The organism is Pseudomonas sp. 44 R 15 (genome assembly GCF_900004965.1).
Classification (GTDB): domain Bacteria; phylum Pseudomonadota; class Gammaproteobacteria; order Pseudomonadales; family Pseudomonadaceae; genus Aquipseudomonas; species Aquipseudomonas orientalis_A.
Map to the genome: position 1 here is coordinate 20,364 of NZ_CVTU01000118.1, position 23,170 is coordinate 43,533.

Annotated in this window: 24 protein-coding genes; 10 read left to right on the forward strand and 14 right to left on the reverse strand. The window is 61.2% G+C overall.

The features are described 5' to 3' along the window. Positions 1 to 191: 191 nt before the first annotated feature. Complete coding sequence (yaaA, locus tag BFP93_RS25060) at positions 192 to 971, reverse strand: peroxide stress protein YaaA (protein WP_065895317.1); 780 nt, start codon at positions 969 to 971, stop codon at positions 192 to 194. 244 nt (positions 972 to 1,215) lie between these two features. Between yaaA and BFP93_RS25065 the strand changes: the two genes are divergently transcribed. From BFP93_RS25065 to moaE, 5 genes are all read left to right on the forward strand, one after another. Then, positions 1,216 to 2,340 carry a polysaccharide deacetylase family protein gene (locus BFP93_RS25065; protein WP_065895318.1) on the forward strand — a complete coding sequence of 375 codons (1,125 nt, stop codon included), beginning with the start codon at positions 1,216 to 1,218 and terminating at the stop codon, positions 2,338 to 2,340. A gap of 340 nt (positions 2,341 to 2,680) precedes the next feature. Then, entirely contained in the window at positions 2,681 to 4,075 is a 1,395-nt protein-coding gene (locus BFP93_RS25070) for a PhoH family protein (RefSeq protein ID WP_065885865.1), read from the forward strand. A gap of 151 nt (positions 4,076 to 4,226) precedes the next feature. Continuing rightward, on the forward strand, positions 4,227 to 4,700 hold the full coding sequence (gene moaC, locus BFP93_RS25075; protein WP_056858942.1) for a cyclic pyranopterin monophosphate synthase MoaC: 474 nt from the start codon (positions 4,227 to 4,229) through the stop codon (positions 4,698 to 4,700). Further along, positions 4,697 to 4,939, forward strand: a complete 243-nt coding sequence (locus BFP93_RS25080; protein ID WP_065895319.1) for a MoaD/ThiS family protein — start codon at positions 4,697 to 4,699, stop codon at positions 4,937 to 4,939. The genes moaC and BFP93_RS25080 overlap by 4 nt, the downstream gene beginning before the upstream one ends. A 2-nt stretch (positions 4,940 to 4,941) precedes the next feature. Beyond that, positions 4,942 to 5,391, forward strand: coding sequence for a molybdopterin synthase catalytic subunit MoaE (gene moaE, locus BFP93_RS25085; protein ID WP_065895320.1), 450 nt, complete (start codon positions 4,942 to 4,944; stop codon positions 5,389 to 5,391). Positions 5,392 to 5,537: 146 nt separating this feature from the next. Here the strand turns inward: moaE and rhlB are convergent, their stop codons facing one another. Both rhlB and BFP93_RS25095 read right to left on the reverse strand, forming a co-directional pair. Next, positions 5,538 to 6,998, reverse strand: a complete 1,461-nt coding sequence (gene rhlB, locus BFP93_RS25090; protein ID WP_065885869.1) for an ATP-dependent RNA helicase RhlB — start codon at positions 6,996 to 6,998, stop codon at positions 5,538 to 5,540. 95 nt (positions 6,999 to 7,093) lie between these two features. After that, on the reverse strand, positions 7,094 to 7,750 hold the full coding sequence (locus tag BFP93_RS25095) for an alpha/beta hydrolase (protein ID WP_065895321.1): 657 nt from the start codon (positions 7,748 to 7,750) through the stop codon (positions 7,094 to 7,096). 345 nt (positions 7,751 to 8,095) lie between these two features. On the opposite strand from BFP93_RS25095, the gene BFP93_RS25100 reads away from it, so the two are divergent. From BFP93_RS25100 to BFP93_RS25115, 4 genes are all read left to right on the forward strand, one after another. Then, positions 8,096 to 9,127: an amino acid ABC transporter substrate-binding protein gene (locus tag BFP93_RS25100; RefSeq protein ID WP_016978213.1), complete on the forward strand. Its 1,032-nt coding sequence runs from the start codon at positions 8,096 to 8,098 to the stop codon at positions 9,125 to 9,127. 72 nt (positions 9,128 to 9,199) lie between these two features. Continuing rightward, positions 9,200 to 10,381: an amino acid ABC transporter permease gene (locus BFP93_RS25105; RefSeq protein ID WP_065895322.1), complete on the forward strand. Its 1,182-nt coding sequence runs from the start codon at positions 9,200 to 9,202 to the stop codon at positions 10,379 to 10,381. 10 nt (positions 10,382 to 10,391) lie between these two features. After that, on the forward strand, positions 10,392 to 11,489 hold the full coding sequence (locus BFP93_RS25110; protein ID WP_016978216.1) for an amino acid ABC transporter permease: 1,098 nt from the start codon (positions 10,392 to 10,394) through the stop codon (positions 11,487 to 11,489). 11 nt (positions 11,490 to 11,500) lie between these two features. Beyond that, positions 11,501 to 12,265: an amino acid ABC transporter ATP-binding protein gene (locus tag BFP93_RS25115; RefSeq protein ID WP_003171943.1), complete on the forward strand. Its 765-nt coding sequence runs from the start codon at positions 11,501 to 11,503 to the stop codon at positions 12,263 to 12,265. Positions 12,266 to 12,316: 51 nt separating this feature from the next. Here the strand turns inward: BFP93_RS25115 and BFP93_RS25120 are convergent, their stop codons facing one another. Then, entirely contained in the window at positions 12,317 to 12,796 is a 480-nt protein-coding gene (locus BFP93_RS25120; protein WP_065895323.1) for a type II toxin-antitoxin system MqsA family antitoxin, read from the reverse strand. After that, entirely contained in the window at positions 12,793 to 13,104 is a 312-nt protein-coding gene (locus BFP93_RS25125) for a type II toxin-antitoxin system MqsR family toxin (protein WP_065895324.1), read from the reverse strand. Before BFP93_RS25125 ends, BFP93_RS25120 begins: the two co-directional genes overlap by 4 nt. A 220-nt stretch (positions 13,105 to 13,324) precedes the next feature. On the opposite strand from BFP93_RS25125, the gene BFP93_RS25130 reads away from it, so the two are divergent. Continuing rightward, positions 13,325 to 14,590, forward strand: coding sequence for a CynX/NimT family MFS transporter (locus tag BFP93_RS25130; protein ID WP_065895325.1), 1,266 nt, complete (start codon positions 13,325 to 13,327; stop codon positions 14,588 to 14,590). On the opposite strand, the gene BFP93_RS25135 is transcribed toward BFP93_RS25130, so the two are convergent. The 9 genes from BFP93_RS25135 to BFP93_RS25175 all read right to left on the reverse strand — a co-directional run bounded on the left by BFP93_RS25135 (position 14,587) and on the right by BFP93_RS25175 (position 22,947). Continuing rightward, entirely contained in the window at positions 14,587 to 15,231 is a 645-nt protein-coding gene (locus BFP93_RS25135) for a DUF1120 domain-containing protein (RefSeq protein WP_065895326.1), read from the reverse strand. The two genes, BFP93_RS25130 and BFP93_RS25135, sit on opposite strands and share 4 nt — an antisense overlap. A gap of 25 nt (positions 15,232 to 15,256) precedes the next feature. Continuing rightward, positions 15,257 to 16,396 carry a DUF1120 domain-containing protein gene (locus tag BFP93_RS25140; RefSeq protein WP_065895327.1) on the reverse strand — a complete coding sequence of 380 codons (1,140 nt, stop codon included), beginning with the start codon at positions 16,394 to 16,396 and terminating at the stop codon, positions 15,257 to 15,259. An 11-nt stretch (positions 16,397 to 16,407) separates the two neighbouring features. Next, positions 16,408 to 18,843 (reverse strand): fimbria/pilus outer membrane usher protein, encoded by a 2,436-nt coding sequence (locus BFP93_RS25145; RefSeq protein ID WP_176717582.1) that lies wholly within the window; start codon positions 18,841 to 18,843, stop codon positions 16,408 to 16,410. Positions 18,844 to 18,959: 116 nt separating this feature from the next. Next, a complete protein-coding gene (locus BFP93_RS25150; RefSeq protein ID WP_065895329.1) occupies positions 18,960 to 19,664 on the reverse strand; it encodes a fimbria/pilus chaperone family protein in 705 nt (234 codons plus the stop codon). Between the two features lie 33 nt (positions 19,665 to 19,697). Then, a complete protein-coding gene (locus BFP93_RS25155) occupies positions 19,698 to 20,381 on the reverse strand; it encodes a DUF1120 domain-containing protein (RefSeq protein ID WP_065895330.1) in 684 nt (227 codons plus the stop codon). 3 nt (positions 20,382 to 20,384) lie between these two features. Next, positions 20,385 to 21,002 (reverse strand): DUF1120 domain-containing protein, encoded by a 618-nt coding sequence (locus tag BFP93_RS25160; protein WP_065895331.1) that lies wholly within the window; start codon positions 21,000 to 21,002, stop codon positions 20,385 to 20,387. 12 nt (positions 21,003 to 21,014) lie between these two features. Continuing rightward, positions 21,015 to 21,635 (reverse strand): DUF1120 domain-containing protein, encoded by a 621-nt coding sequence (locus BFP93_RS25165; RefSeq protein WP_065895332.1) that lies wholly within the window; start codon positions 21,633 to 21,635, stop codon positions 21,015 to 21,017. A gap of 34 nt (positions 21,636 to 21,669) precedes the next feature. Next, positions 21,670 to 22,308: a DUF1120 domain-containing protein gene (locus tag BFP93_RS25170; protein WP_065895343.1), complete on the reverse strand. Its 639-nt coding sequence runs from the start codon at positions 22,306 to 22,308 to the stop codon at positions 21,670 to 21,672. Positions 22,309 to 22,323: 15 nt separating this feature from the next. After that, positions 22,324 to 22,947 (reverse strand): DUF1120 domain-containing protein, encoded by a 624-nt coding sequence (locus tag BFP93_RS25175; RefSeq protein WP_065895333.1) that lies wholly within the window; start codon positions 22,945 to 22,947, stop codon positions 22,324 to 22,326. Between the last annotated feature and the right edge of the window lie 223 nt (positions 22,948 to 23,170).

Here is a 23,170-nt window from a genome sequence, read left to right on the forward strand (position 1 = left end):
CTGAGATCAAGATCAAAAGCAGATCAAGATCAAGAGCGACTCGCTTCGCATCGTGGTTACGGTTGGGCGCTACAGAGTTGTGTAGATACCTATGCCCAGATAGCGGTCTTTCAGTCAGCTTGTTTGTAGCTGAACCACCGCCATCGGGGGCGAGCCCCCTCCCACATTTGATCATCAGTCTCTGTACGGCCTTATTCCGGTGCGTGATCGCGCAAGAACACCAGGTTATCCGGCTTGGACTGCTCTGCATCGAAGCGATAGCCCTGCACATCGAACTGCTTGAGCTTGGCCGGATCGTTGATGCGTTCTTCAATCACAAACCGGCTCATCATGCCCCGGGCTTTTTTTGCGTAGAAGCTGATGATCTTGTACTGACCGTTTTTCAGGTCCTTGAACTCGGTGTTGATGATTCGCGCGTTCAGGGCCGTGCGCTTGACCGCCGAGAAGTATTCGTTGGAGGCCAGGTTGAGCAGCACGTCGTCGCCTTGCGCGGCCAGCGCTTCATTCAACCATTCGCTGATGCGCGTGCCCCAGAACGCGTAGAGGTCCTTGCCACGGGCGTTGGCCAGCTTGGTGCCCATCTCCAGGCGGTACGGCATCATCAAATCCAGCGGGCGCAACAGGCCGTAGAGGCCGGAGAGCATGCGCAGGTGGTCCTGGGCGTAGCTGAAATCGGCATCGCTGAAGGTTTCGGCGTTAAGGCCGGTGTATACATCGCCCTTGAACGCCAGCAGGGCCTGCTTGGCATTGGCCGGGGTGAAAGCGGGCGTCCAGCTGCCGAAGCGGGCGGCATTGAGGCCGCCGATCTTGTCGGAGACGTGCATCAACTCGCTGATCTGCGCCGGGCTCAGTTCGCGCAGTTGCTCGATCAGTTCCTGGGAATGGTCCAGGTACTGCGGCTGGGTGAAGCGCGCAGTGACCGGCTTGGACTCGAAGTCGAGGGTTTTGGCGGGGGAAATCACCATCAGCATGAAGTTGGCTCCTGGAATCGTGTGCGCGATTCTAGGGGGTTGGAGCGTTCGACTCCACCTATCAAGCCAATAGGCCCCGGTTTTTGTGTAGGCGCGAGCTTGCTCGCGAAAGTCGTCAACGATAATGCTGGCAGGCTGAATAAACGCGGTGCCCAGACGTTTTTCGCGAGCAAGCTCGCGCCTACACAAAAAGGGCGGGGCAGTCCGCTATGATGGGCGGTAACTCTGGAGAGGGAGACCCCGTGTGCGATTAGCGCTTTTATTATCGGCTTGCCTGCTCTGCCTGAATGCCCAGGCCGCGCCGGTTGATGTCGCCAGCCTCGACCGCGCCACCTGGCCGGAAAAACTCGGCAGCCCGGCGCTGTTCGACGTGGCCTCGCGCGCTGAAATCCTGATGTTTGCCCACGGCCTGTTGGCCAGCGAAGCCCTGGACGAGCCCGCGCTCAAGCAGCGCCTGGGGCTGAAGATCATCAACCTGGCCGCAATCGACGACCTGCGCCGCCAACTCTGGCAGCGGCTGTTGGAGAACTACACGTTCGCCCAGCAAAGCTGCGAAGAGGACGCTTCGTTCTGTTATCTGGTGGAAAACATGGACGACCTGCGCGAGCAGGCCGGCAAGTTCGCCGTCAGTGACGACTCGTTCTATATAGGCTGGGCCGCGCCCAGCCGGCACTTTCATGAGCGCTATCTCGATGAACTGCTGCGCAAGGCCGCGCTGATGCCGCAGATCAGCAGCGAAGTGGCGCGCTTTGGCGACCACGAGCGCAATGGCGATGAGCTTAACGATCGCATGTTCCTGCTGACCTTCGATGGCGGCCCGGCAACGGTCGGCGGCAATACCGACTGGCTCGCCGATTACCTGCGCAAGCAAAAGATCAACGCCACGTTCTTCGCCCTCGGCAGCAGCCTGCAAACCCGTGTGGAGCGCAGTTCCGCTGCGGATGTGCAGGCGTTGTACCAGGGGCAGTGCGTGGGTATCCAGGGTTGGCAGTATCGCTCTCACAGCCACTGGATCGATTGGCAGGATTCCATCACCCGCAGCGCATCACTGGTGCAAAACCTGCTGCCGGAAAACTATGTGCCGCTGTTTCGACCGCCTTACGGGCAACGGCGCGCGGACAGCCAGGGCTTCTTTCAGGCCCAGGGTCTGCAAGTGGCGCTATGGGACATCGATTCCCAGGACGATCCGGGCAAGCTCAAGGCCGAAGAGTCGGCGCAGCGGGTGCTGACGCTGATGCTGCTGTGGCGCAAAGGTGTGATTGTGTTCCACGATCCCCAGGACAAGGCGCGGGTGGCATTGCCAATGTTGTTGCAGTCGACGGCGCAGAGTGGCCTGGGTTGGCAGGACTGTCGTGAAGCATTTCGATGAAATGCCCGGCCCTGTTGGTCGAGGGGGATTTTCGGGGTGATTTGCCGCGACATTTCGATGCAGGCGGACTTCCGACTTTAACGGGGTGTATGGCACTCGGCTAGTGCTATTCGTCATCCTGAAAAATAAACTTCAAAAAAGCGTCAAAGTGCTTTTTCCTGTCATGGGTTTTGCGGTATTACGAAGTCAGACCGCCGAAACCTGCAGCACAGGTGGCGTCTTCCAAGACTCCTAATGTGGGCACTGCACTTGACGTCACACCAGGTGCAGTCGGTGGTCGAATCGAGGCGCAGCACCGCCCAGGTATTGCGTCGACTGGCTCCCACAAAGGTGACCGAGTATGGATGATCATGGACGCACCCCTTCTTCCGACCAGCCAATCCTTTATGTGCTTGATACCAACGTATTGATTCACGATCCAAACGCACTGCTTAACTTTGAAGAACACCACGTCGCCATCCCCATGATCGTGCTGGAGGAACTGGACAAACTCAAAAGCGGCCACCACAGCGTCGCTGCCGAATGCCGCCAGGCCATCCGCCTGATCGACAAGACCCTGGGCGAAGCCTCGCCCGAGGACGTTGAAGTCGGCGTGCCGATCCAGCGTGGCAAGAGCGGGCCCAAGGGGTTGCTGTCGATCCTGATGAACAAACGCAGCGAGCCCAGCAGCCTGCTGCCGGAAAACCTCAACGACAACAAAATCATCAACCAATTGATCGACCTGCACGCGCGCGACAAGGACCTGCGCCTGGTGCTGGTGACCAAAGACATCAATATGCGCCTCAAGGCACGAGCGTGTGGGATCGCTGCCGAGGACTACAGTACCGACCAGTTGGTGGACGACGTGTCGATGCTGTCCCGTGGTTATCACATGATGACCGGCTCGTTCTGGGACCGCGTCAGCAAGGTCGAAACCCGCCAGGACCACGGCCGCACCTGGCATCAGGTGCAACTGACCGACAACCTGCCGGCAGTGCATATCAACGAATTCATCGTCGACGAGCAGGGCTTTGTGGGCTGGATCAAGGAGATTCAGGTCGACAAGCTGCTGATCCTCGACCTGCATCAGGAACCCCTGTTGCATCAGGAAGCCTGGGGCCTGAAACCGCGTGACATCTATCAGAGCCTGGCGCTGTATGCGCTGCTCGACCCGGACATTCACCTGGTCAACCTGACGGGCGCCGCAGGTTCGGGGAAAACCATCCTCGCCCTGGCCGCCGCCATCGAACAGACCATGGTGACCAAGCGCTATCGCCGCATCATCGCCACCCGCAGCGTGCAGGGCCTGGACCAGGAAATCGGCTTTTTGCCCGGCACCGAGGCGGAAAAAATGGAGCCTTGGCTGGGGGCGATCACCGACAACCTCGAAGCCTTGCACATGGATGACGAAAACACCCATGGCAGCGTCGACTACATCCTCAGCAAAGTGCCGTTGCAGTTCAAATCCCTCAACTACATTCGAGGTCGCAGCTTCCAGCAGAGCCTGATTTTGATCGACGAATGCCAGAACCTTACCCCGCACCAGATGAAAACCATCATCACCCGTGCCGGCGCCGGTTCCAAAGTGGTGTGCCTGGGCAACCTGGCACAGATCGACACCCCTTACCTGTCCGCGACCAGCTCCGGGCTGACTTACCTGACGGAACGCTTCAAGGACTTCCCGAACGGCGTGCACATCGCGCTGCAGGGCGTACCACGTTCGATTCTGGCCGAGTACGCCGAGTCTCATTTGTAATCGCGATCAATGTGGGAGGGGGCTTGCCCCCGATAGCGGTGGCACATTCAACATCTCTGTTGACTGACCCACCGCAATCGGGGGCAAGCCCCCTCCCACATTTTGTTCCGTGTTGGGTTTACAATCGTTGCTCCTGATCAGGAGTATCGCTGTGCTGACTCATCTCGATTCCCAAGGTCGCGCCCACATGGTCGACGTCACCGACAAAGCCGTGACGTTCCGTGAAGCCGTGGCCGAAGCGCGGGTGCGCATGTTGCCCGACACCCTGAAAATGATTGTCGACGGCGCCCATCCCAAGGGCGACGTGTTTGCCGTGGCCCGCATTGCCGGGATCCAGGCGGCGAAAAAAACCAGTGACTTGATCCCCCTGTGCCACCCGCTGATGCTCACTGGCGTCAAGGTCGAACTGCGCGCCGATGGCGTGGATGCCGTGCATATCCTGGCGCGCTGCAAGCTTTCCGGGCAGACCGGTGTAGAGATGGAAGCGCTGACGGCGGCGAGTGTCGCGGCACTGACCATCTACGACATGTGCAAGGCCGTGGATCGCGGCATGACCATCGAAAGTATTCGCCTGCTGGAAAAGCTGGGCGGTAAAAGCGGGCATTTCAAGGCGGACCAGGCATGAGCATCAACGTATTGTTTTTTGCGCGTTACGCCGAAGCGGTGGGCTTTGATTCGCTGGAGATGGAAGGCGAGTTTGCTACGGTCGATGCTGTGCGCCTGGCGCTGGCCGGTGATCCGGAGTTTGCAGTGCTCAACGAGAGCAGCCTGATGTGCGCACGCAATGAGGAACTGTGCGGCCTTGATGAACCGGTGCAGGCTGGTGACGACATCGCGTTTTTCCCGCCCGTGACCGGAGGCTGAGCATGGCCATACGTGTGCAGGTCGAGGCCTTTGATCCCGGTGCCGAAGTCAACGCCATGCACGCAGCCAATGTGGGCGTGGGCGCGGTGGTGAGTTTTGTCGGCTATGTACGCGATTTCAATGACGGCCGCGACGTGTCGGGGATGTTTCTGGAACACTACCCGGGCATGACCGAAAAAGCCCTGGCCAAGATCGCCGTGGAGGCCGAGCAGCGCTGGCCGTTGCTCAAGCTGGAGGTGCTGCATCGCATCGGCGCGCTGGAGCCGGGTGAGCCGATTGTGTTTGTGGCGGCGGCCAGTGCGCATCGTCAGGCGGCATTCGATGCCTGTGCGTTTGTGATGGATTACTTGAAAACGCGTGCGCCGTTCTGGAAGAAAGAGAACACGCCGGAAGGTGCGCGTTGGGTTGAAGGGCGCAGCAGTGACCAGGCCGCAGCGGATCGCTGGAAATAGCCAGCCCGACACCTATCTCAAAATCAGCACAGATCAGAATGTGGGAGGGGGCTTGTCCCCGATGACAGTGGATCAGCCAGCTTATGTCTAGCTGACCCACCGCTATCGGGGGCAAGCCCCCTCCCACACTTTTATTGCATTTCAGCTTAAGGGCGTTTGCGTTCTACAGCCCGCAGCAAGTGCGTCGGCGGCGTCTCACAGCTGATCTTGCGCCCCAGCAGCGTCTCGATCGACGGCAGTTGGTACGAGTCATCTTCCCCGGCAAAGCTGATCGACACGCCCGCAGCCCCGGCACGCCCGGTACGACCGATACGGTGTACGTAGTCGTCCGGCACTTCCGGCAGGGTGAAGTTGATCACGTGGCTGATGCCGTCGATGTGAATCCCGCGCCCGGCCACGTCAGTGGCCACCAGCACGCGGATCTTGCCTTCGCGAAAGCCTTCCAGGGTCTTGATGCGCTTGTGCTGCGGCACGTCGCCGGACAGTTGCGCGGCGTTGACGCCATCGCGCACCAGGCGTTCTTCGATGCGGCGCACTTCGTCCTTGCGGTTGGCGAAGACCATCACGCGTTCCCAACCGTTGTCGTTGATCAGGTTGTAGAGCAATTTGTACTTGTCGGCACCGGCCACGGCATAGATGTGCTGCTCGACGTTTTCGCTGGCGACGTTCAGCGCCTCGATCTCGACGATGGATGGATCGGTGGTCCACTGCTTGGCGAGGTTCATCACGTCTTCGGTGAAGGTCGCGGAGAACAGCAGGGTCTGGCGCTCGGCTTTTGGCGGGGTCTGGCGAATGATCTGGCGCACTTGCGGGATAAAACCCATGTCGAGCATGCGGTCGGCTTCGTCCAGCACCATCACTTCGACCATGTCCAGGTGTACGTCGCCACGCTGGTTGAAGTCGAGCAGACGGCCTGGGGTGGCAACCAGGATGTCGCAGTGACGCGCCTCCAGGTGCTTGAGCTGCTTGTCGAAGTCCATGCCGCCGACGAACGTCATGACGTTGAGGCCGGTGTACTTGGTCAGGTCGGCGGCGTCCTTGGCGATCTGCACCACCAGCTCCCGGGTAGGGGCGATGATCAGCGCGCGCGGTTCGCCCATGTAGCGTTCCTTGGGCGGTGGCGTTTGCAGCAGTTGGGTGATGATCGAGATCAGGAACGCGGCGGTCTTGCCGGTGCCGGTCTGGGCGCGGCCGATGGCGTCTTTGCCGGCCAGGGTGAAGCCCAGCACCTGCGCCTGGATCGGCGTGCAGTACGGGAAGCCCAGGTCCTGGATGGCGTGCATCAGTTCCGGGGCCAGGTCGAAGTCGTGGAAGCGGGTCTTGCCTTCCTGGGGCTCGACGACGAAATCTTCGAGTTTCCACGGGATGACGACCGGCTTTGGGGCGTGCTCGCGGCGAGGCTTTGGCGCGACCGGCGCGGCAGCGACCTCAACCGGTCTTGTCTGTTCAGGCGCTGTCACGTTTGGCTGGGCAACAGGTGCCGTGCGGGCGGGCTGCCTGCCGTCATTGCGGCTGCCGGTTGGCGGGACGGGAGCACTGGGAACAGGCGCGAGCGGCTCAGCCTCGCTTTTGCCGAACATCTTCTTGAGTGCTTTGAGCACGGTCATCTCATTAATTGGTTAAGGAATGTACGCCGGCCAGTGTAATGCAAGAATCGGGCGCGGCGTAGTGCGTCTGTCATACAACTACATAAACGCGCGAGTCAGCGCAGGCGCTCAGCCAGCCAAGTGCCGATATCGCGTATCTCCTCGGGTAACACTTCGTGGCCCATTGGGTATTCCTGCCATGTCACGGTGACACTACGGGTCTTCAGATGCTCATAGGCGCTGCGGCCCATGGCGTTCTGTACCACCTCGTCGCACTGGCCGTGCAGGCACAGGGCCGGAATGCGTTGCTGGCTGGCGGATAATTCCAGCTCATCGTCGAACGTCGGCGCGTAAGTGGAGAGGGCGATCACGCCACCCAGCGGGCCCTGCCATTTTTTAAAGGCTGTGTGGAAAACCACCGCACCCCCTTGGGAAAAGCCAGCCAGGAAAACACGCGAAGCGTCTACCCCGGTTCTTTTCTGCGCTTCGATCAAATCCGTGACCGTATCGGTCGACGCTTCCAGTTCTTCCAGGCTGATCGAACGGGCCGGGCTCATGGCCTTGATGTCGTACCAGCTCGGCATCTCGTAGCCACCGTTGATCGTCACCGGGCGGCTGGGTGCCTGGGGCAAAACGAAGCGGGTGGTCAGTAACGTTTCCTGCAGCATTTCGGCTACCGGCAGAAAGTCATAGCGATCGGCGCCCAGGCCATGCAGCCAGATTACGCAGGCGTCTGCGGGCTTGGCGGGCTCTAGAATCAAGGGTTCGGTCATGTTTGCTCCATAGATGTGCAGGCGCTCCGATTGGGTGCGTCGCAACGGTGCGCGACAGGTTGATCTGTTAAGAGAATGTCGCAAGGTTGAATCTTTTGCTATTGAACCGGGTACTCAGCGACTCAGCCGGCACTCTGGTACGGGCCTTGCTATGTGTAGGTCGATGTCAGAACTCTCCCAGGGCGGTAACACTATCAGTGACTGCCGCTTGTGGGGAAGCAACTGGAATTACCGCAAAGATCTCATGCTGCTTGACCCCAAAAAAAGCCAACACGGGTCGATATCGCCTCATAAGGGTGCGCTGAGGTTGGAGCTCCGACACAACAAGAGCAACTGGAGGTTTGAATGAAGGTATTGAAATCCACCCTGGCCATCGTGACCGCGGCGGCCGTATTGGGTGTCAGTGGTTTTGCCCAGGCTGGCGCCACCCTGGACGCCGTGCAGAAGAAAGGCTTTGTACAGTGTGGCGTGAGTGACGGCCTGCCGGGTTTCTCGGTGCCGGATGCCAGCGGCAAGATCCTCGGGATCGACGCTGACGTGTGCCGTGCCGTCGCCGCCGCCGTTTTCGGCGACGCGACCAAGGTCAAGTTCAGCCAGTTGAACGCCAAGGAGCGTTTCACCGCGCTGCAGTCCGGCGAAGTCGACATCCTGTCGCGCAACACCACCATGACCAGCTCCCGCGATGCGGGCATGGGCCTGAAATTCCCGGGCTTCATCACCTACTACGACGGCATCGGCTTCCTGGTTAACAACAAGCTGGGCGTGAAAAGCGCCAAGGAACTGGACGGTGCAACCATCTGCATCCAGGCCGGTACCACCACCGAGCTGAACGTTTCCGACTACTTCCGTGGCAACAACCTCAAATACACCCCGATCACCTTCGACACCTCCGATGAAAGCGCCAAGTCGCTGGAATCCGGGCGTTGCGACGTGCTGACCTCCGACAAGTCCCAACTGTTCGCCCAGCGCAGCAAGCTGGCCGCGCCGAAGGACTACGTGGTGCTGCCGGAAACCATTTCCAAGGAGCCCCTGGGCCCGGTCGTGCGTAACGGCGACGACGAGTGGCTGGCCATCGTGCGCTGGGTTGGCTACGCCATGCTCAATGCTGAAGAAGCCGGTATCACCTCCAAAAACGTTGAAGCTGAAGCCAAGTCCACCAAGAACCCGGACGTCGCCCGTCTGCTCGGTGCTGACGGCGAATACGGCAAAGACCTGAAAGTGAAGAAAGACTGGGTCGTGCAGATCGTCAAGCAAGTTGGTAACTACGGCGAAGTGTTCGAGCGCAACCTGGGCAAGAGCACCCCGCTGGAAATCGACCGTGGCCTGAACGCGCTGTGGAACAACGGCGGCATTCAATACGCACCGCCTGTGCGCTGATCGCTGATGGTTCTGTCACCCGGTGGGCCAACCGCCGGGTGATGTTCTGTTCCATTCTTTTCGGGGCACTTCATGCAAAATCAAATCGGCGCACCCAAGCAGAAGCTCAGCTTCAGCGATCCCAAAGTGCGTGCGTGGCTCTTCCAGATCATCACGATTGTGGCGGTGGTCTCGCTGGGCTGGTACCTCTTCAATAACACCCAGACCAACCTGCAGCACCGGGGCATTACCTCGGGTTTCGACTTTCTCGAGCGCAGTGCCGGCTTCGGCATCGCGCAGCACTTGATCGATTACACCGAGTCGGACAGCTATGCCCGGGTATTTGTGATCGGCTTGCTCAACACCTTGCTGGTGACCGTGATCGGTGTGGTCCTGGCGACCCTGCTCGGCTTCATCATCGGCGTGGCGCGGCTGTCGCCGAACTGGATGATCAATAAGCTGGCGACCGTGTATGTGGAAGTATTCCGCAACATTCCGCCGCTGCTGCAAATCCTGTTCTGGTACTTTGCGGTGTTCCTGACCATGCCGGGGCCGCGCAACAGTCACAATTTCGGCGACACCTTCTTTGTCAGCAGCCGTGGCCTGAACATGCCGGCTGCGATTGCCGCTGATGGTTTCTGGCCGTTCGTGGCCAGCGTCGTGGTTGCCATCGTGGCAATCGTGCTGATGGCACGCTGGGCCAACAAGCGCTTTGAAGCCACCGGTGTTCCGTTCCATAAATTCTGGGCGGGGCTGGCGTTGTTCATCGTGATCCCGACGTTGTGCGCGTTGCTCTTCGGCGCGCCGCTGCACTGGGAAATGCCCGAGCTCAAAGGCTTCAACTTCGTCGGCGGCTGGGTACTGATCCCTGAACTGCTGGCACTGACCCTGGCGCTGACCGTCTATACCGCTGCGTTTATCGCCGAGATCGTGCGTTCGGGCATCAAGTCGGTCAGCCATGGCCAGACCGAAGCGGCACGTTCCCTGGGCCTGCGCCCCGGGCCGACGCTGCGCAAGGTCATCATCCCGCAGGCCCTGCGGGTGATCATTCCGCCGCTGACCAGCCAATACCTGAACCTGGCGAAAAACTCGTCACTGGCCGCCGGTATCGGTTACCCGGAAATGGTTTCGCTGTTTGCCGGCACGGTGCTCAACCAGACCGGCCAGGCCATCGAAGTCATTGCCATCACCATGAGCGTGTACCTGGCGATCAGCATCAGCATTTCCCTGCTGATGAACTGGTACAACAAGCGCATTGCGCTGATCGAGCGGTGAGGAAACGCCCATGAGTTCACATACGTTCAAACCTGATATGCCGCCGCCGAACAAAGTCTTCGGGCCGATGGCATGGATGCGCGCCAACCTGTTTTCCAGCTGGCTCAACACGCTGCTGACGTTGCTGGCGTTCTACCTGATCTACCTGGTAGTGCCGCCGATCCTCAGCTGGGCGATCATCGATGCCAACTGGGTCGGCACCACGCGCGCCGATTGCACCAAGGAAGGCGCCTGCTGGGTATTCATCCAACAGCGCTTCGGCCAGTTCATGTACGGCTACTACCCCGGCGATCTGCGCTGGCGCGTAGACCTCACCGTCTGGCTGGCGATTGTCGGCGTGGCGCCGTTGTTCATCTCGCGCTTTCAACGCAAGGCGGTCTATGGCCTGAGCTTTCTGGTGCTGTACCCGATCATCGCGTTCTTCCTGCTGCACGGCGGTGCGTTCGGGCTGACCAACGTGGCCACCAGCCAGTGGGGCGGCTTGATGCTGACCCTGGTCATCGCCACCGTGGGCATTGCCGGCGCGTTGCCGCTGGGCATCATGCTGGCGTTGGGACGGCGTTCGAACATGCCGGCGATTCGGGTGGTCTGCGTGACCTTCATCGAATTCTGGCGCGGCGTGCCGTTGATCACCGTGCTGTTCATGTCCTCGGTGATGCTGCCGCTGTTCCTGCCTGAAGGCATGGGCATCGACAAGCTGCTGCGCGCATTGATCGGCGTGATCCTGTTCCAGTCGGCCTACGTGGCCGAGGTGGTGCGCGGCGGCTTGCAGGCGATTCCCAAGGGCCAGTACGAAGCGGCTGCGGCGATGGGCCTGGGTTACTGGCGCAGCATGGGCCTGGTGATACTGCCGCAAGCCCTGAAGATGGTGATCCCCGGCATCGTCAACACGTTCATCGCGTTGTTCAAGGACACCAGCCTTGTGATCATCATCGGCCTGTTCGACCTGCTCAACAGCGTCAAGCAAGCCGCCGCTGACCCCAAATGGCTGGGCATGGCCACCGAAGGCTACGTGTTCGCCGCCCTGGTGTTCTGGATTTTCTGTTTTGGTATGTCGCGCTATTCCATTCATTTGGAACACAAGCTCGACACAGGCCACAAGCGTTAGGAGTTGTTGTTATGAGCGAAGCGATCAAACAGCCTGTGAGCCCTGAAGGCATTATCCAGATGCAGGGCGTCAACAAGTGGTACGGCCAGTTCCACGTGTTGAAAGACATCAACCTCAACGTCAAGCAGGGCGAGCGTATCGTGCTGTGCGGCCCGTCGGGTTCGGGCAAGTCCACCACCATCCGCTGCCTCAACCGTCTGGAAGAGCACCAGCAGGGCCGCATCGTGGTCGATGGCGTGGAACTGACCAACGACCTCAAGCAGATCGAAGCGATCCGCCGCGAGGTCGGCATGGTGTTCCAGCACTTCAATCTGTTCCCGCACCTGACCATCCTGCAGAACTGCACGCTGGCGCCGATGTGGGTGCGCAAGATGCCCAAGCGCAAGGCCGAGGAAATCGCCATGCATTACCTTGAGCGCGTGCGCATCCCGGAGCAGGCCCACAAGTTTCCGGGGCAGCTTTCAGGTGGCCAGCAACAGCGTGTGGCGATTGCCCGCGCGCTGTGCATGAAGCCCAAGATCATGTTGTTCGACGAGCCGACCTCGGCACTCGACCCGGAAATGGTCAAGGAGGTGTTGGACACCATGATCGGCCTGGCCGAAGACGGCATGACCATGTTGTGCGTGACCCATGAGATGGGGTTTGCGCGCACCGTGGCCAACCGCGTGATCTTCATGGACAAGGGCGAGATCGTTGAGCAGGCGGCGCCGAATGACTTCTTCGACAATCCGCAGAATGATCGGACCAAGTTGTTCCTGAGCCAGATTTTGCATTGATCGATGGGTGAAAAATAAACCCGGCCTGGTGCCGGGTTTATTGCTTGAAGGCTATGAAATTTTCGCCTTATGCTCTGTGTTGACGGTATGGGTGAACCCCCGCATGTCAGCACCCTCGGCCAATACCTTGGCATCAGCTAGCAGGTGCGGGTAGCGATCCAATAACCGCATCAGTAGCACCAGGGGTTTGGGTGGCAGGAGCTCACCGCGTTCGTAGCGTGAAAACGCGTTGTGGCCACCGCCTGACAAAAGCTCCACCGTTTCTTTTTGTGTGAGATGCAGCTTACGGCGGATGCGTTTCATCTCGGTGCCGATCATTTTTCGTGCAGCGTGGATGAGTTCATCACCTGCTTTCGCGTGGCGCGCTGAGCTATCGGGGTCATACATGCCGTCCCGGCATACATGGCATTCCCAGCCAGAAAGGTCATCAACACGACGCTCCATCCCTTTGACGCTAAGGGTTTCGCTGCGCCCCTCGAAGCGTGTCATTCCTTCGGGCGCACCGCATATACAGCATTGTTGGGTTTTCATGAGTTGCACTCCTTGAAGGAGATTACCGGTGGGGTGCCGCCTATGCAGTAAGTGACCTTTATGTAAATCTCCATGCCGTGTGAACTGATGTGGTACACGTCCTGCCAGACCCTATGGTCGGCATAGGAAGTCATTGATTTGTACAACATCCTTGCTTGCAATTGACAAACGATCTCTCGCATTTCATGGATTGTGAAACCGAGTTTCCTTCCTGTGGTCCTGGCAGTTGCGGTAAATGCCTGGTCTCCAAGCCGCCTGACATCCGCCTTTATCACCGCCAAATCGTAATGAGGTGTGTACTTTTCCATAAGACACCTGAGGCCAATAATTACCCTCTAAGGGTAATTTTACCAATCGAAAATACTGCTCCTTTTCCTGCCTAAGAACCCTAGTGCGTTGCCTTTGTAGGCAGCTCCGAATAGCCTGTGGGAAAATTCATCCCATGATTGGCCGTACTGCAGGCGAGCTGCAGGCACTGCGCTCGGCAAGATCCGCAACGCGCCAAATCCCTCTGCCGGCAGTTGATCAATGACCCCTGAAACGCAACGCAAGACTGAACTTGAAGAGCTGCTGATTGACGCCGAGGCCGACGATGAGGGTGTGCAACGCGCGCAGCCGAGCGTGGCGCGACCCTGGTTGCTGTTGCTCGGCCTGGTTCTGGTGGCGCTGAACCTGCGCCCGGCGCTGTCGAGCCTGTCGCCGCTGCTGGCTGAAGTCTCCAGCAGCCTGGGTTTGTCGGCCGCCAAGGCCGGCTTGCTGACCACCTTGCCGGTGCTGTGCCTGGGCCTGTTCGCGCCGACCGCGCCGATGCTGGCGCGACGTTTTGGCGCCGAGCGCGTGGTGCTGGGCATTCTATTGACCCTGGCCGCCGGGATCATCCTGCGCAGTTCGTTCGGCGAAGTGGGCCTGTTCGTCGGCAGCCTGATTGCCGGTGCGAGCATCGGCATCATCGGCGTGCTGTTGCCGGGCATCGTCAAGCGTGATTTCGCCAGGCAGGCCGGGACCATGACCGGGGTCTACACCATGGCGTTGTGCCTGGGCGCCGCCATGGCAGCGGGCGCTACCGTGCCGTTGAGTCACTACTTTGGTGACCGTTGGACCATTGGCCTGGGCTTCTGGATACTGCCGGCGCTGGCGGCGGCATTGGTCTGGTTGCCGCAGGTCGGCCAACAGCACGGCAGCCACCGCGTTGCTTATCGTGTAAAGGGTCTGCTGCGCGACCCACTGGCCTGGCAGGTCACGCTCTACATGGGCTTGCAGTCGTCGCTGGCCTACATCGTGTTCGGCTGGTTGCCGTCGATCCTGATCGGTCGCGGCCTGAGCGCCACCGAGGCCGGGTTGGCATTATCCGGCTCGATCATCGTGCAACTGCTCAGCTCCCTTGCCGCCCCCTGGCTCGCCACCCGTGGCAAGGATCAGCGCCTGGCAATCGTGGTGGTGATGCTGCTGACCCTGGGCGGTTTGTTCGGTTGTCTTTACGCACCGCTGGAGGGCTTATGGGGGTGGGCGATTGTGCTGGGCCTGGGGCAGGGCGGTACCTTCAGCCTGGCGCTGACCTTGATCGTGTTGCGTTCACGCGATTCCCACGTGGCGGCCAACCTGTCGAGCATGGCCCAGGGCATCGGTTACACCCTGGCGTCTCTCGGCCCTTTCGCGGTCGGCCTGGTGCATGACTGGACCGGCGGCTGGACAGCCATCGGCTGGATTTTCGCCGTGATCGGCCTGGGGGCTATCGTCGCGGGCCTCGGTGCCGGGCGTGCGCGCTACGTGCAAGTCACCAGCGAGCAAGTCTAGAGGTACACCACTTCCAGCGTGGCCGATCCATCAAGCGCGGTCTCCACGCTCAAGTCCAGGTTCTGCCGGGCATTGATCACGGTCTGCACCGTGACAATGCCGTCCAGGAGACTGATGGCCGTGGGCCCGCTGACGCTGCCTTCGACAGCGGTAAAGCCCAGGTAGCTTCTGGAACCGATGTCGATGGGGTTGAGATTGGACGTGCGCCACGCCAGGCCACCGGTGGTGGATTCGGTGCCATAGACCTGCGCGGTGTTGCCGGCCTGGGTTTGCCTTGGGTCGAAGGTCATGGAGTAAACCCCCAGGCGATTGCCGCTGTTATCGAACCCCAGGCCGTAATAAATCTCGCTGTTGACCATGGCTGAACCGTCACGGTTGTCGCGCATGCGCAAGGCATAGCGCACGGGGCCATTGCAGGCGATGCCAATATGCAGGGTCTTTGGCGGCAGGCGCGTGGCGGTCTCCAGGTTCAGGTCCTGCCGGGCGATCTTGCCGTAGTCGATCAGGCCGCCGCTGGACAGCTGCGGTGAGCAGGCGGCGGGAGTGATCAGGCCATGGACACTCAGGTCCACAGTCGAGGCGGCCAGTACCGAGGGGGTGCTGGCCAGTAGCAACAGGCTGGAAAAGAGACGGGTTTTCATGGGACGGACTCCTCACAGTGATGGCTCAGGGGTAGACGATTTCGAGCGTGCCGGAACCGTTGATCCGCACGACCTCGCGCAGGTCCAGGGTTTGCATGGGCGCAAGATAAGTCTTGATGCGCATCGTGCCGGTCAGGGTCTGCAGGGCCACTGGCCCGCTGGTGACGCCGGTTTTGTCGGTAAACCCCATGATGCTGTTGGCGGCCATGGGGATTTGCCGCGCGGTGGAACTGCTCCACGCCACGCCATTGCTGGTGGAGTCGGTGCGGTACAACGCGGGGAAGGTATCGGCACTGAACTCCGCCGGATCGAGGGTGAGGTAAAAGCGCCCGATCTTGTCACGGCTCGCATCCAGGTCCAGGCCATAGGCGGTTTCGTCGATGCCGCCGGTGGCCGAGCCATCGCGGTTGTCCTTCATGTGCAGGGCGAAGCGGATCGGCGCGTCGCACGTCACGTTCAGGCGCAGGGTGCGAGTGGGCAAGGGCGTTTCAGTGCTGCTGTTGAGGTCTTTGGCATACAAAGTGCCGTAGTCCACCACACCCTGGTCGGATAGCGTCGGCAGGCACGCGATCGGGGCAAAGTGCGCACGCAGCGTCAGTTCGCGGTAGCGCCCATGGCGTGCGCCGTACAGCATGTCGGAGATTTCCCAGGTGGTGGCATCGCGCACTTGGGTGGCGGCAGGGTCAGCCCAGGCGCGCACGGTCAATTGCAGCGCCAGGGTTTTTCCCGTGAGCACAGCGCCTCGTTCGACCGGCGCGATGCCATGACCGGGTCGCCATTGCACGACGCTGCCATTGGCGACGGGTGCCTGACCCACGGCCGGCAGCAAACCCAGTTCCACCGCCCGGCCATCGAGCAGGGCATTCCCGGCCTCAATGGCATAGCTGCCGTGTTCGGTAAACCGCAGGCGCTGTGGGCTGGCGGCTTTTGCACGGTAGAACAGGCTGAGGTCTTCGGCCTGCGGGCAGTTGACGGTCACACTCAGACGGCGTTCGCCGAGCAGGCGTTCCGGCGCGCCGTCGCTTTGCGCCAGGCGGTTCATCAGGCCGAAATCCAGCAGCGGTTCGCTGACGTTCAGTTGGCATTCGTCCATGGCCTGGGCAGTGCCGGCGACGCCGATCAACAGCCACAGGCACAGTTGACGCAAGCAGGTTGCAAGGGGCATGGCGGAAATCCTCAAGGTGCATGACAGCGTGCGGGGGCCGTTTCGAAGTACACCGAGGGGTCGGCTTTTTCCGGCAGTGAGTAGCGCAATTGGCAACGACGCCCTTGCGGCGTGGTTATCCACAGCGTCGATTGGTCCAGCACATTGGGCAGGAACACCTGGCTGCTGTCCTGCACCAGGGTGATGAACTCGCCATCAGCGCTGCTGACGGAGGCCCCTGCGGGCAGCGGTTCGCCCTGTTCCGTGCTGACGGTGAGCAACAGGCGGCGGGTCAGGCCGACGCCGAATTCGACGCGCTCCACGGCACCGCGTCCGGCCGAGATCATTGCCAGGCCGTTATTGATATCGGCGTTGCGCGGCAATGAACGCGTCTGCACTTCCACCGGGCTGCGACCGTAGGCAGCCACTTGCGGCACCACGGCCTGGCCTTGCCAGTCGGTCCATACCGGGCCGCTGGGGGTGTTGAGCTTGATGCCGCTCATGTCGCCCACCGATGCCAGGGCGAAGGTGTCACGCACCGGGTAGGGGGAAAAGGTCACGCCGCCGCCGTGCAGCACCACACCGCCGCGCGCACTGCCCTGGTAGCTGGAGCGCTCGGCATCGGAGCGGCTGTAGCTCACGTCGAGTTGGCTGTAGCGCGGCAATGCCGACACGCCCAGGGTGGTTTCCACCTGATGGTCGCTGCTGTCGTGTTCGGCGCTGACGCGATAGCCGAGTTGGTCGTCGATCTGTTCCGTGATGCCCAGCCCGGTGCGGTTCTGGCCGCCGGAATTACGCACCCAGCTACGTAGCCGGCGACTCTCGCCCAACGGCACGCCGATCGTGAGGTACACCGCGTTGTCCTGCTGCTGGCGACCGCCCATTTGCCACTCGGCACTGGCTGACAACGACACCACGCCCAGGCTTGTGCCCCAGGAGGCCAGCGCACGGCTGCTGCTGTCGCCGGCAAAATTGGCCGAGCGCGACACCCCTGCGCTGAATGCACCCAATCGTGGGTGGGACCAGCCCAGGTTGAGGCTTTGCTGGTCGCGGTAGCGCGAATAGCGGTGGTTGTCGTCGCGCGCGTAAGTGCTTTCTTCGAGTTCGCGGTAGCCGATGCTGCGCCAGGAATTGGCCGCGCTGATCGACCATCGCTCGCCCAGGCGCTGGGACCAGGAGAGATCGGTCTGTATGCCGGACACCTTTTCCCGGGCCTGGGTGTTGGACAGTTGAGTGGACAACTGAAGCTGACTATCCAGCCACGGCAACACGCCCAGGGTGGCGCCCATCGAGCGGTATTCACTGGCCGCCAGCACGCCCGTGCCCAGGGTCAACTGCGGGTGCAGAGCGCCGGTCCAGCCGCCACTGATTACCCACGGATCATCGCCTTTGGCATCGCCCACATTGCGCACCCGGCCCGCCGCCACGGAGTAACCCGGCGCCGGCAGCCCGAGCCCGAGCATCGCCGCCGGCACGGTAAAACGCCGCTCGCCGCCGATGCTTTCCTTGACCGTGACTTCGACGTCCGAGCGCGTGTTCAAGCGACGCACATCGGTGAGGGTAAAGGGCCCGGCGGGCACGACGGTGGAATGAATCAACGCGCCGTTCTGGCGCACCTCCACCTGGGCCGGGCTGTTGGCGATGCCCTGGATCTGCGCGCCCTGGCCCTGTTCTTGAAGGGCGTGTTCGGTGAGCACCTGCACGCCGGTGATCTGCGCGCCGGACAGTACCGGGTTGTACAGGTTGATTTGCCCTGCCTGGAGTACCGCCTGGTGGCTGGCGAAGGTGCGCTGGGCATAGGCTTCCAAGTGGGTGCTGCGTGACAGGCCATCCTGCCAGGTCTGCACCTGGCGACTGCGCACGATCCAGTCGCCGGCATTGAATCCCACCTCGGTATTGGCCGAGCCAAAGCGACTGGCGTCATCACCGAAGCGATTGTAGAAGCCGCTGAGGTCGTAGTTGAGCAGCCCGGCTAACCCACCGGTTTGGTAGCCGGAGATATCCTGCTGCACCGTGCGCAGGGCTTGGGTGGGTACCACCAGCGACACCGTCAGCGTTGCCGGGTCCGGCTCCACCAGGGTTTGCGGGTAGCGGACAAGGAAATCCTCGCACCCGGCCGCCTCATCGGCACGCATCAGCTGGGCGCCGTCCAGCAAGGTGCGGTCAAAGCACAGATTGCCCTGCTGATCGAAATTCACCGCCAAGCGGCCACGGGGCTGACCGTTGACGCGCAGATTGACGGTATGTTGCCCGGCCGCGTAGCGCGGTGCAGAAAGCAACAGGCTGGCCAACTGCGGATCGATGCCACGTTGATGCAAGGTCTGTGCATCGAACCCGGACGGGCTGGCATCCTCGGCGCAGACCCTGGCCGGTAGCAGCGCACACAGCAGCAACACCAGCGGCAGGGCGGCGCCGGCAGAGGGATCGGGCACGGCTTCGCCGTCACGGTAACTCAATACTGTTTTCAAGCAAGGTACTCGGGTGGTGAACGCCTAGGGCTTGTGGTCCAGGCGTTCGGGTGACGCTCAATGAGCGGTCACTGCGTGACTCAGGCGGCGGTGGATGATGCCGCCTGGGTGTTGCGTCAGAAACTGATCGGTGCGTCGTAGGCCTTGACCGCAAACCCGTACACGGTGGCCGGTTGCAGCCTGACCGTACGTGCCTGGCTACCGCTGGCCGGGACGCTCAAGGCTTCGCCCGGCAGTACGTAGGTGCGCGGCAGCATGGCCCTGCCGTCGCCGGGCAGCAGTCGCAGCTCCTGCGCCAGCCGCACCACATACGGCGTGTCGTTGCGCACCTGCAACTGGCCGTCGCGCAGTGTCCAGGTCAGGTCGGTCCAGGGTGTGCGGTTGGGGGCCAGGCCCTTGGGGTGCACGATCACCGGCAGGTTCTGGCGCACGGTCACGCCCACGCGGGCATGCCCGGCGGCGGTGGCTGCGCGGCCTTGGGGCATGCCTTCGAACACCACGCGTTTAAGCCGTTGGGTGAGCAATGGCTGCTGGTTTTGCAAAATGAAACGCACCAGCTGGGATTTGGACGCTTCGACCCGTGACAGCGGCGGCGTCACCACCAGCAATGGTTCGGTGTCCTCCGCAATATCCTGCAAGGTGACATGCAAAAGGGCGAGCTGGTTGTCGGTGTTGGTCACCGACACGGACGCTTCGCCGTCTTCTTCATGCACGATTACCACGGAGGTGTCCGGGACCATACCGTCGGCTTTTACCTGATTGCCGAGCACGAGGAACAAGGCAAGGAGGCCCACAGCGGTGTTTGAGAATGTCGTCGTCATGACGGGTTTCCATTAGGCCAAAAAGAGGATCGATCAGAGGTAGCGCAGGTCCAGAACGATGGCTCCGTCGAGCGGGACTTCCTGGTCCAGGGTCAGGTAACGCGAGAAGTTGATGGCGGTGCTCACTTGAAGCTGGACGATCAACTGGCTGATGAAGTCGGGTTGACGGTCACCCGTCGGTGCAAAGGCCATATGGGTACCGGGGTAGGCATTGGGCTCCTGCGACCAGGTTTCACCGTTGTCGGCGGAGGCCAATACCTGCATGGGCTGCGCGTCGCCCACCGCGTTGCGATAGGCCAGCGCCACGGAGCCCAGGCGCTCTTCGGGGACGTGGATGTTCCTGCCCAGCCCGTAGAAATAATCGGGAGCCGACGAAGAGTCGGCGCGATTATCGATGCCCACCAGCGCAAACAGCATGGGCCTGGCGCACTGCACGCGCAGTTCGAGCATCTGGATCGGCAGCACGGTGAACTCGTCGTCTTTGAGGCTGTGGGACGCAATCTTGCCGTGATCGACGGTGCCGTCATGGGTCAGCTCGATATGGCAGGCATCCGGGGTTACCCGGCCGGTGACCGTCAGATCGACGACCGAAGCCCCATGGGCTGCGGTCATCGTGGCCAGGCAAAGCCCGGCGATGAAGATGCGCATCCATCTACAGGGCTCTGGCAACGTAAGACGCAGCCCATGCCTGCAGGTGGTCGGAGGATGGGCGGCCATAGGTTAGAGGTACTTCACTTCAAGGGTGGCCGAGCCATCGATGGTGACTTCATTGCTAAGGTCCAGGCTGTCGGCGCGGTTGATGATCGTGAGCACTTCCAGATCCACGCTCAGGTCTTTGATCGACAGCGGCTGGGTGTCGTCGCTCATCGACGCCGCCGCCATGTACATGCTCGGTTCCCAGAATTTCTCGGCGTACCAGGTTTTGCCCTGGTCCATTGATGCGATGGGTTGAACGCTCACGCCGTCGGCAACCATGCCGCGCCACGTGAGGGAGAAGTGGCCCAGCTTCTGGGTTTCATTGATAAAGCCCAGGCCGAAGTCCGTGCTTAGGCCTGAGGCCGCGCGGTTATCGATGGGGTGCAGGGCAAACTGGATCGGCGCGTCACAGTTGACGCTCATCGACAGGGTATTCACCCCAATCGCCGTTCCCCTGTCCGGGTGCAAATCCTTGGCGGACACCTTGCCGTGGTCGATCACGCCGCCGCCGGAAAGGCTGGGGGTGCAGGCGCTGGGCACAATCAGGCCCTTGACGGTCAGGTCCACGCTGGACGCGGCAAAGGTCGTTGCCGAGTTGAGCAGCAGTACGCTGGCGGCCAGGGTGGTCAATCGGGTTTTCATCGGGTGAGCTCCTTAGAGGTAATTGACTTGCACAGTGGCGTGGCCGTCGATGGGCACTTCGTCGGTCAGCGTCAGGCTGCTGGCGGGGGCGATGTGCGTGATCAGGCGTATTTCGGCGTCCAGCGCCTGGACCGCAATCGGCGCCAGGCCGTCGTTGTCGGCGACCGCCGTCAGCAAGGTATGGCTGAGCATCACCGAGGGCATCCAGGTCACGCCGCCATCCCGGGAGGTGATGGTGCGTACCGGCACGCCATCGGCCACTGGCCTGTACAGGCCGAGCCCGGCATCGCCGACTTTTTCATCGTTGGCTGTCACGCCCAGGCCATGCCAGGCGAAGTGGCTGGCGGTGGTGCCGGCGCGGTTGTCGATGGTGTTCAGGGTGAAAATAGTCGGCCCTTCACAACGCACGCTCAGCAGCATGGTTTCTCTGGGCAGGTCGGTGTAGGTGTCGGGGTTGAGGTCTCTGACTGATACCTTGCCGAAGTCAACCGTGCCATCACCGGAGACCATGGGCGCGCAGGCACTCGGGGTGATGATGCCCTTGACCGTGAGGTCCTGGCTGCTGCCTGCCAGCGTGAAAGATGAGGCGCCCAACAAGAGGACGGCCAAGGGAACAGCGCTCAGGTAAGTCATCGTTTAAACCTTCCTTAGTACGAAAGATGAAGGGTTAGAGGTACACCACTTCCAGGGTGGCGGAGCCATCGATCGGTTGTTCCCGGGTCAGGGTCAACTCACTGGACGCGGCGATAAAGGGGTGTACCACCAGGCTGCTGTTCAGCGTCTTGATCGCGATGGGCGCCCAGTTTCCATTGGCGTTGTTCCCGAAGGCGGTGAGTCGGCCGCGCATCCAGATGGCGTCCTCACTGTTCTCGTTCCAGGTGGTGCCGTTGTTTGTTGAGACCAGCTTGCTCACCGGCAGGCCGTCTGCGAGGTAATCCCTGACGATGATGACAAAATTGCCCACCCGCTCCGTGTCGTTGATCACCCCCAGGCCGTAGGAGTAATCGTCGGGGCTGTTCGAGGAGCCGGCGCGATTGTCCACACCGTCGAGTGCAAACAGCGTTGCCGCCTCGCAGCTCAGGTTCAGTTGCAGGGTGGTGGCCGGCAGGGGGGTGGATTGGTTTTCGCGAAGATCCCTGGCGGCGATCTTTCCATAGTCGGCAACGCCGCCCTGGGCCAGCGTGGGGGTGCAGGCGCTGGGCGTGATCAGCCCTTTGACGGCCAGGTCGACGCTGCTGGCGGCAAACACCGAGGCGGTCATGGTGAGCAGCAGGGCAGCGCTCAACAGGCACAGGGAGGTTTTCATGGTGGAAGCGTCCATTTACAGGTACTTGACTTCAAAGGTCGCGGAACCGTCGATCGCCACTTCGTCGGTCAAGGTCAGGTCTCTTGCCGGGGCAATGGAGGTGTAGAGCGTGACGTCCAGGATCGCGTCCTTGATCGGGTGCGGCGCCCAACCGGTGTCGCCACGACTGCCCAGTGCCACCAGGTCGTTGGGGGCGATGCCATCGTCAGGCATCAACTGGCTCCAGCGTTCCTCGCCGTTGTACCTGGCCAGGAGCGTGGAGGGGGTCTCGGCGACGGGGTTGCTGAACGCCAATTGATACCTGCCCAGCTTCTGGTTTTCGTTGATCATGCCCAGCCCGAAGGAGCTAGGGTAGATAGCGGAGCCGACCCGGTTGTCGATGGGGTCAATGGCGAACAGCGTCGCCGCATCGCAGTTGACGCTCAGTTGCACGGTCTTGCGCTCAAGCGTGGTGGTTTTGTCGAGGTTCAGGTCTTTTGCGGCGATTTTCCCGAAGTCCACATCACCTGGCAGGCTGGGTGTACAGGCACTGGGTGTGATCAGCCCTTTGACGGTCAGGTCGACGCTGCTGGCGGCGAACACCGAGGAGGTCATGGCGAGCAGCAGGGCACTGCTCAACAGGGATACAGGGGTTTTCATTTCAACTCATTCCATTGCAGTCGGGCAGATTGAAACGCGTGCAGGTCAACGCCCGTTCCTGAGTGAGCGAGGGGGTTGGCTTGGCGGCGGTTTCGAAGTTTTTTGCGGTTGCCGGGGAGTGGCAAACCTTCCCTCTTTTTGGGGTGGACACAATTTAGCGAGGGGGCTGCGAGGGGGAAATACAACTAATACGACATTGGCCAGGCGTGGCTGGCGCGCTGTT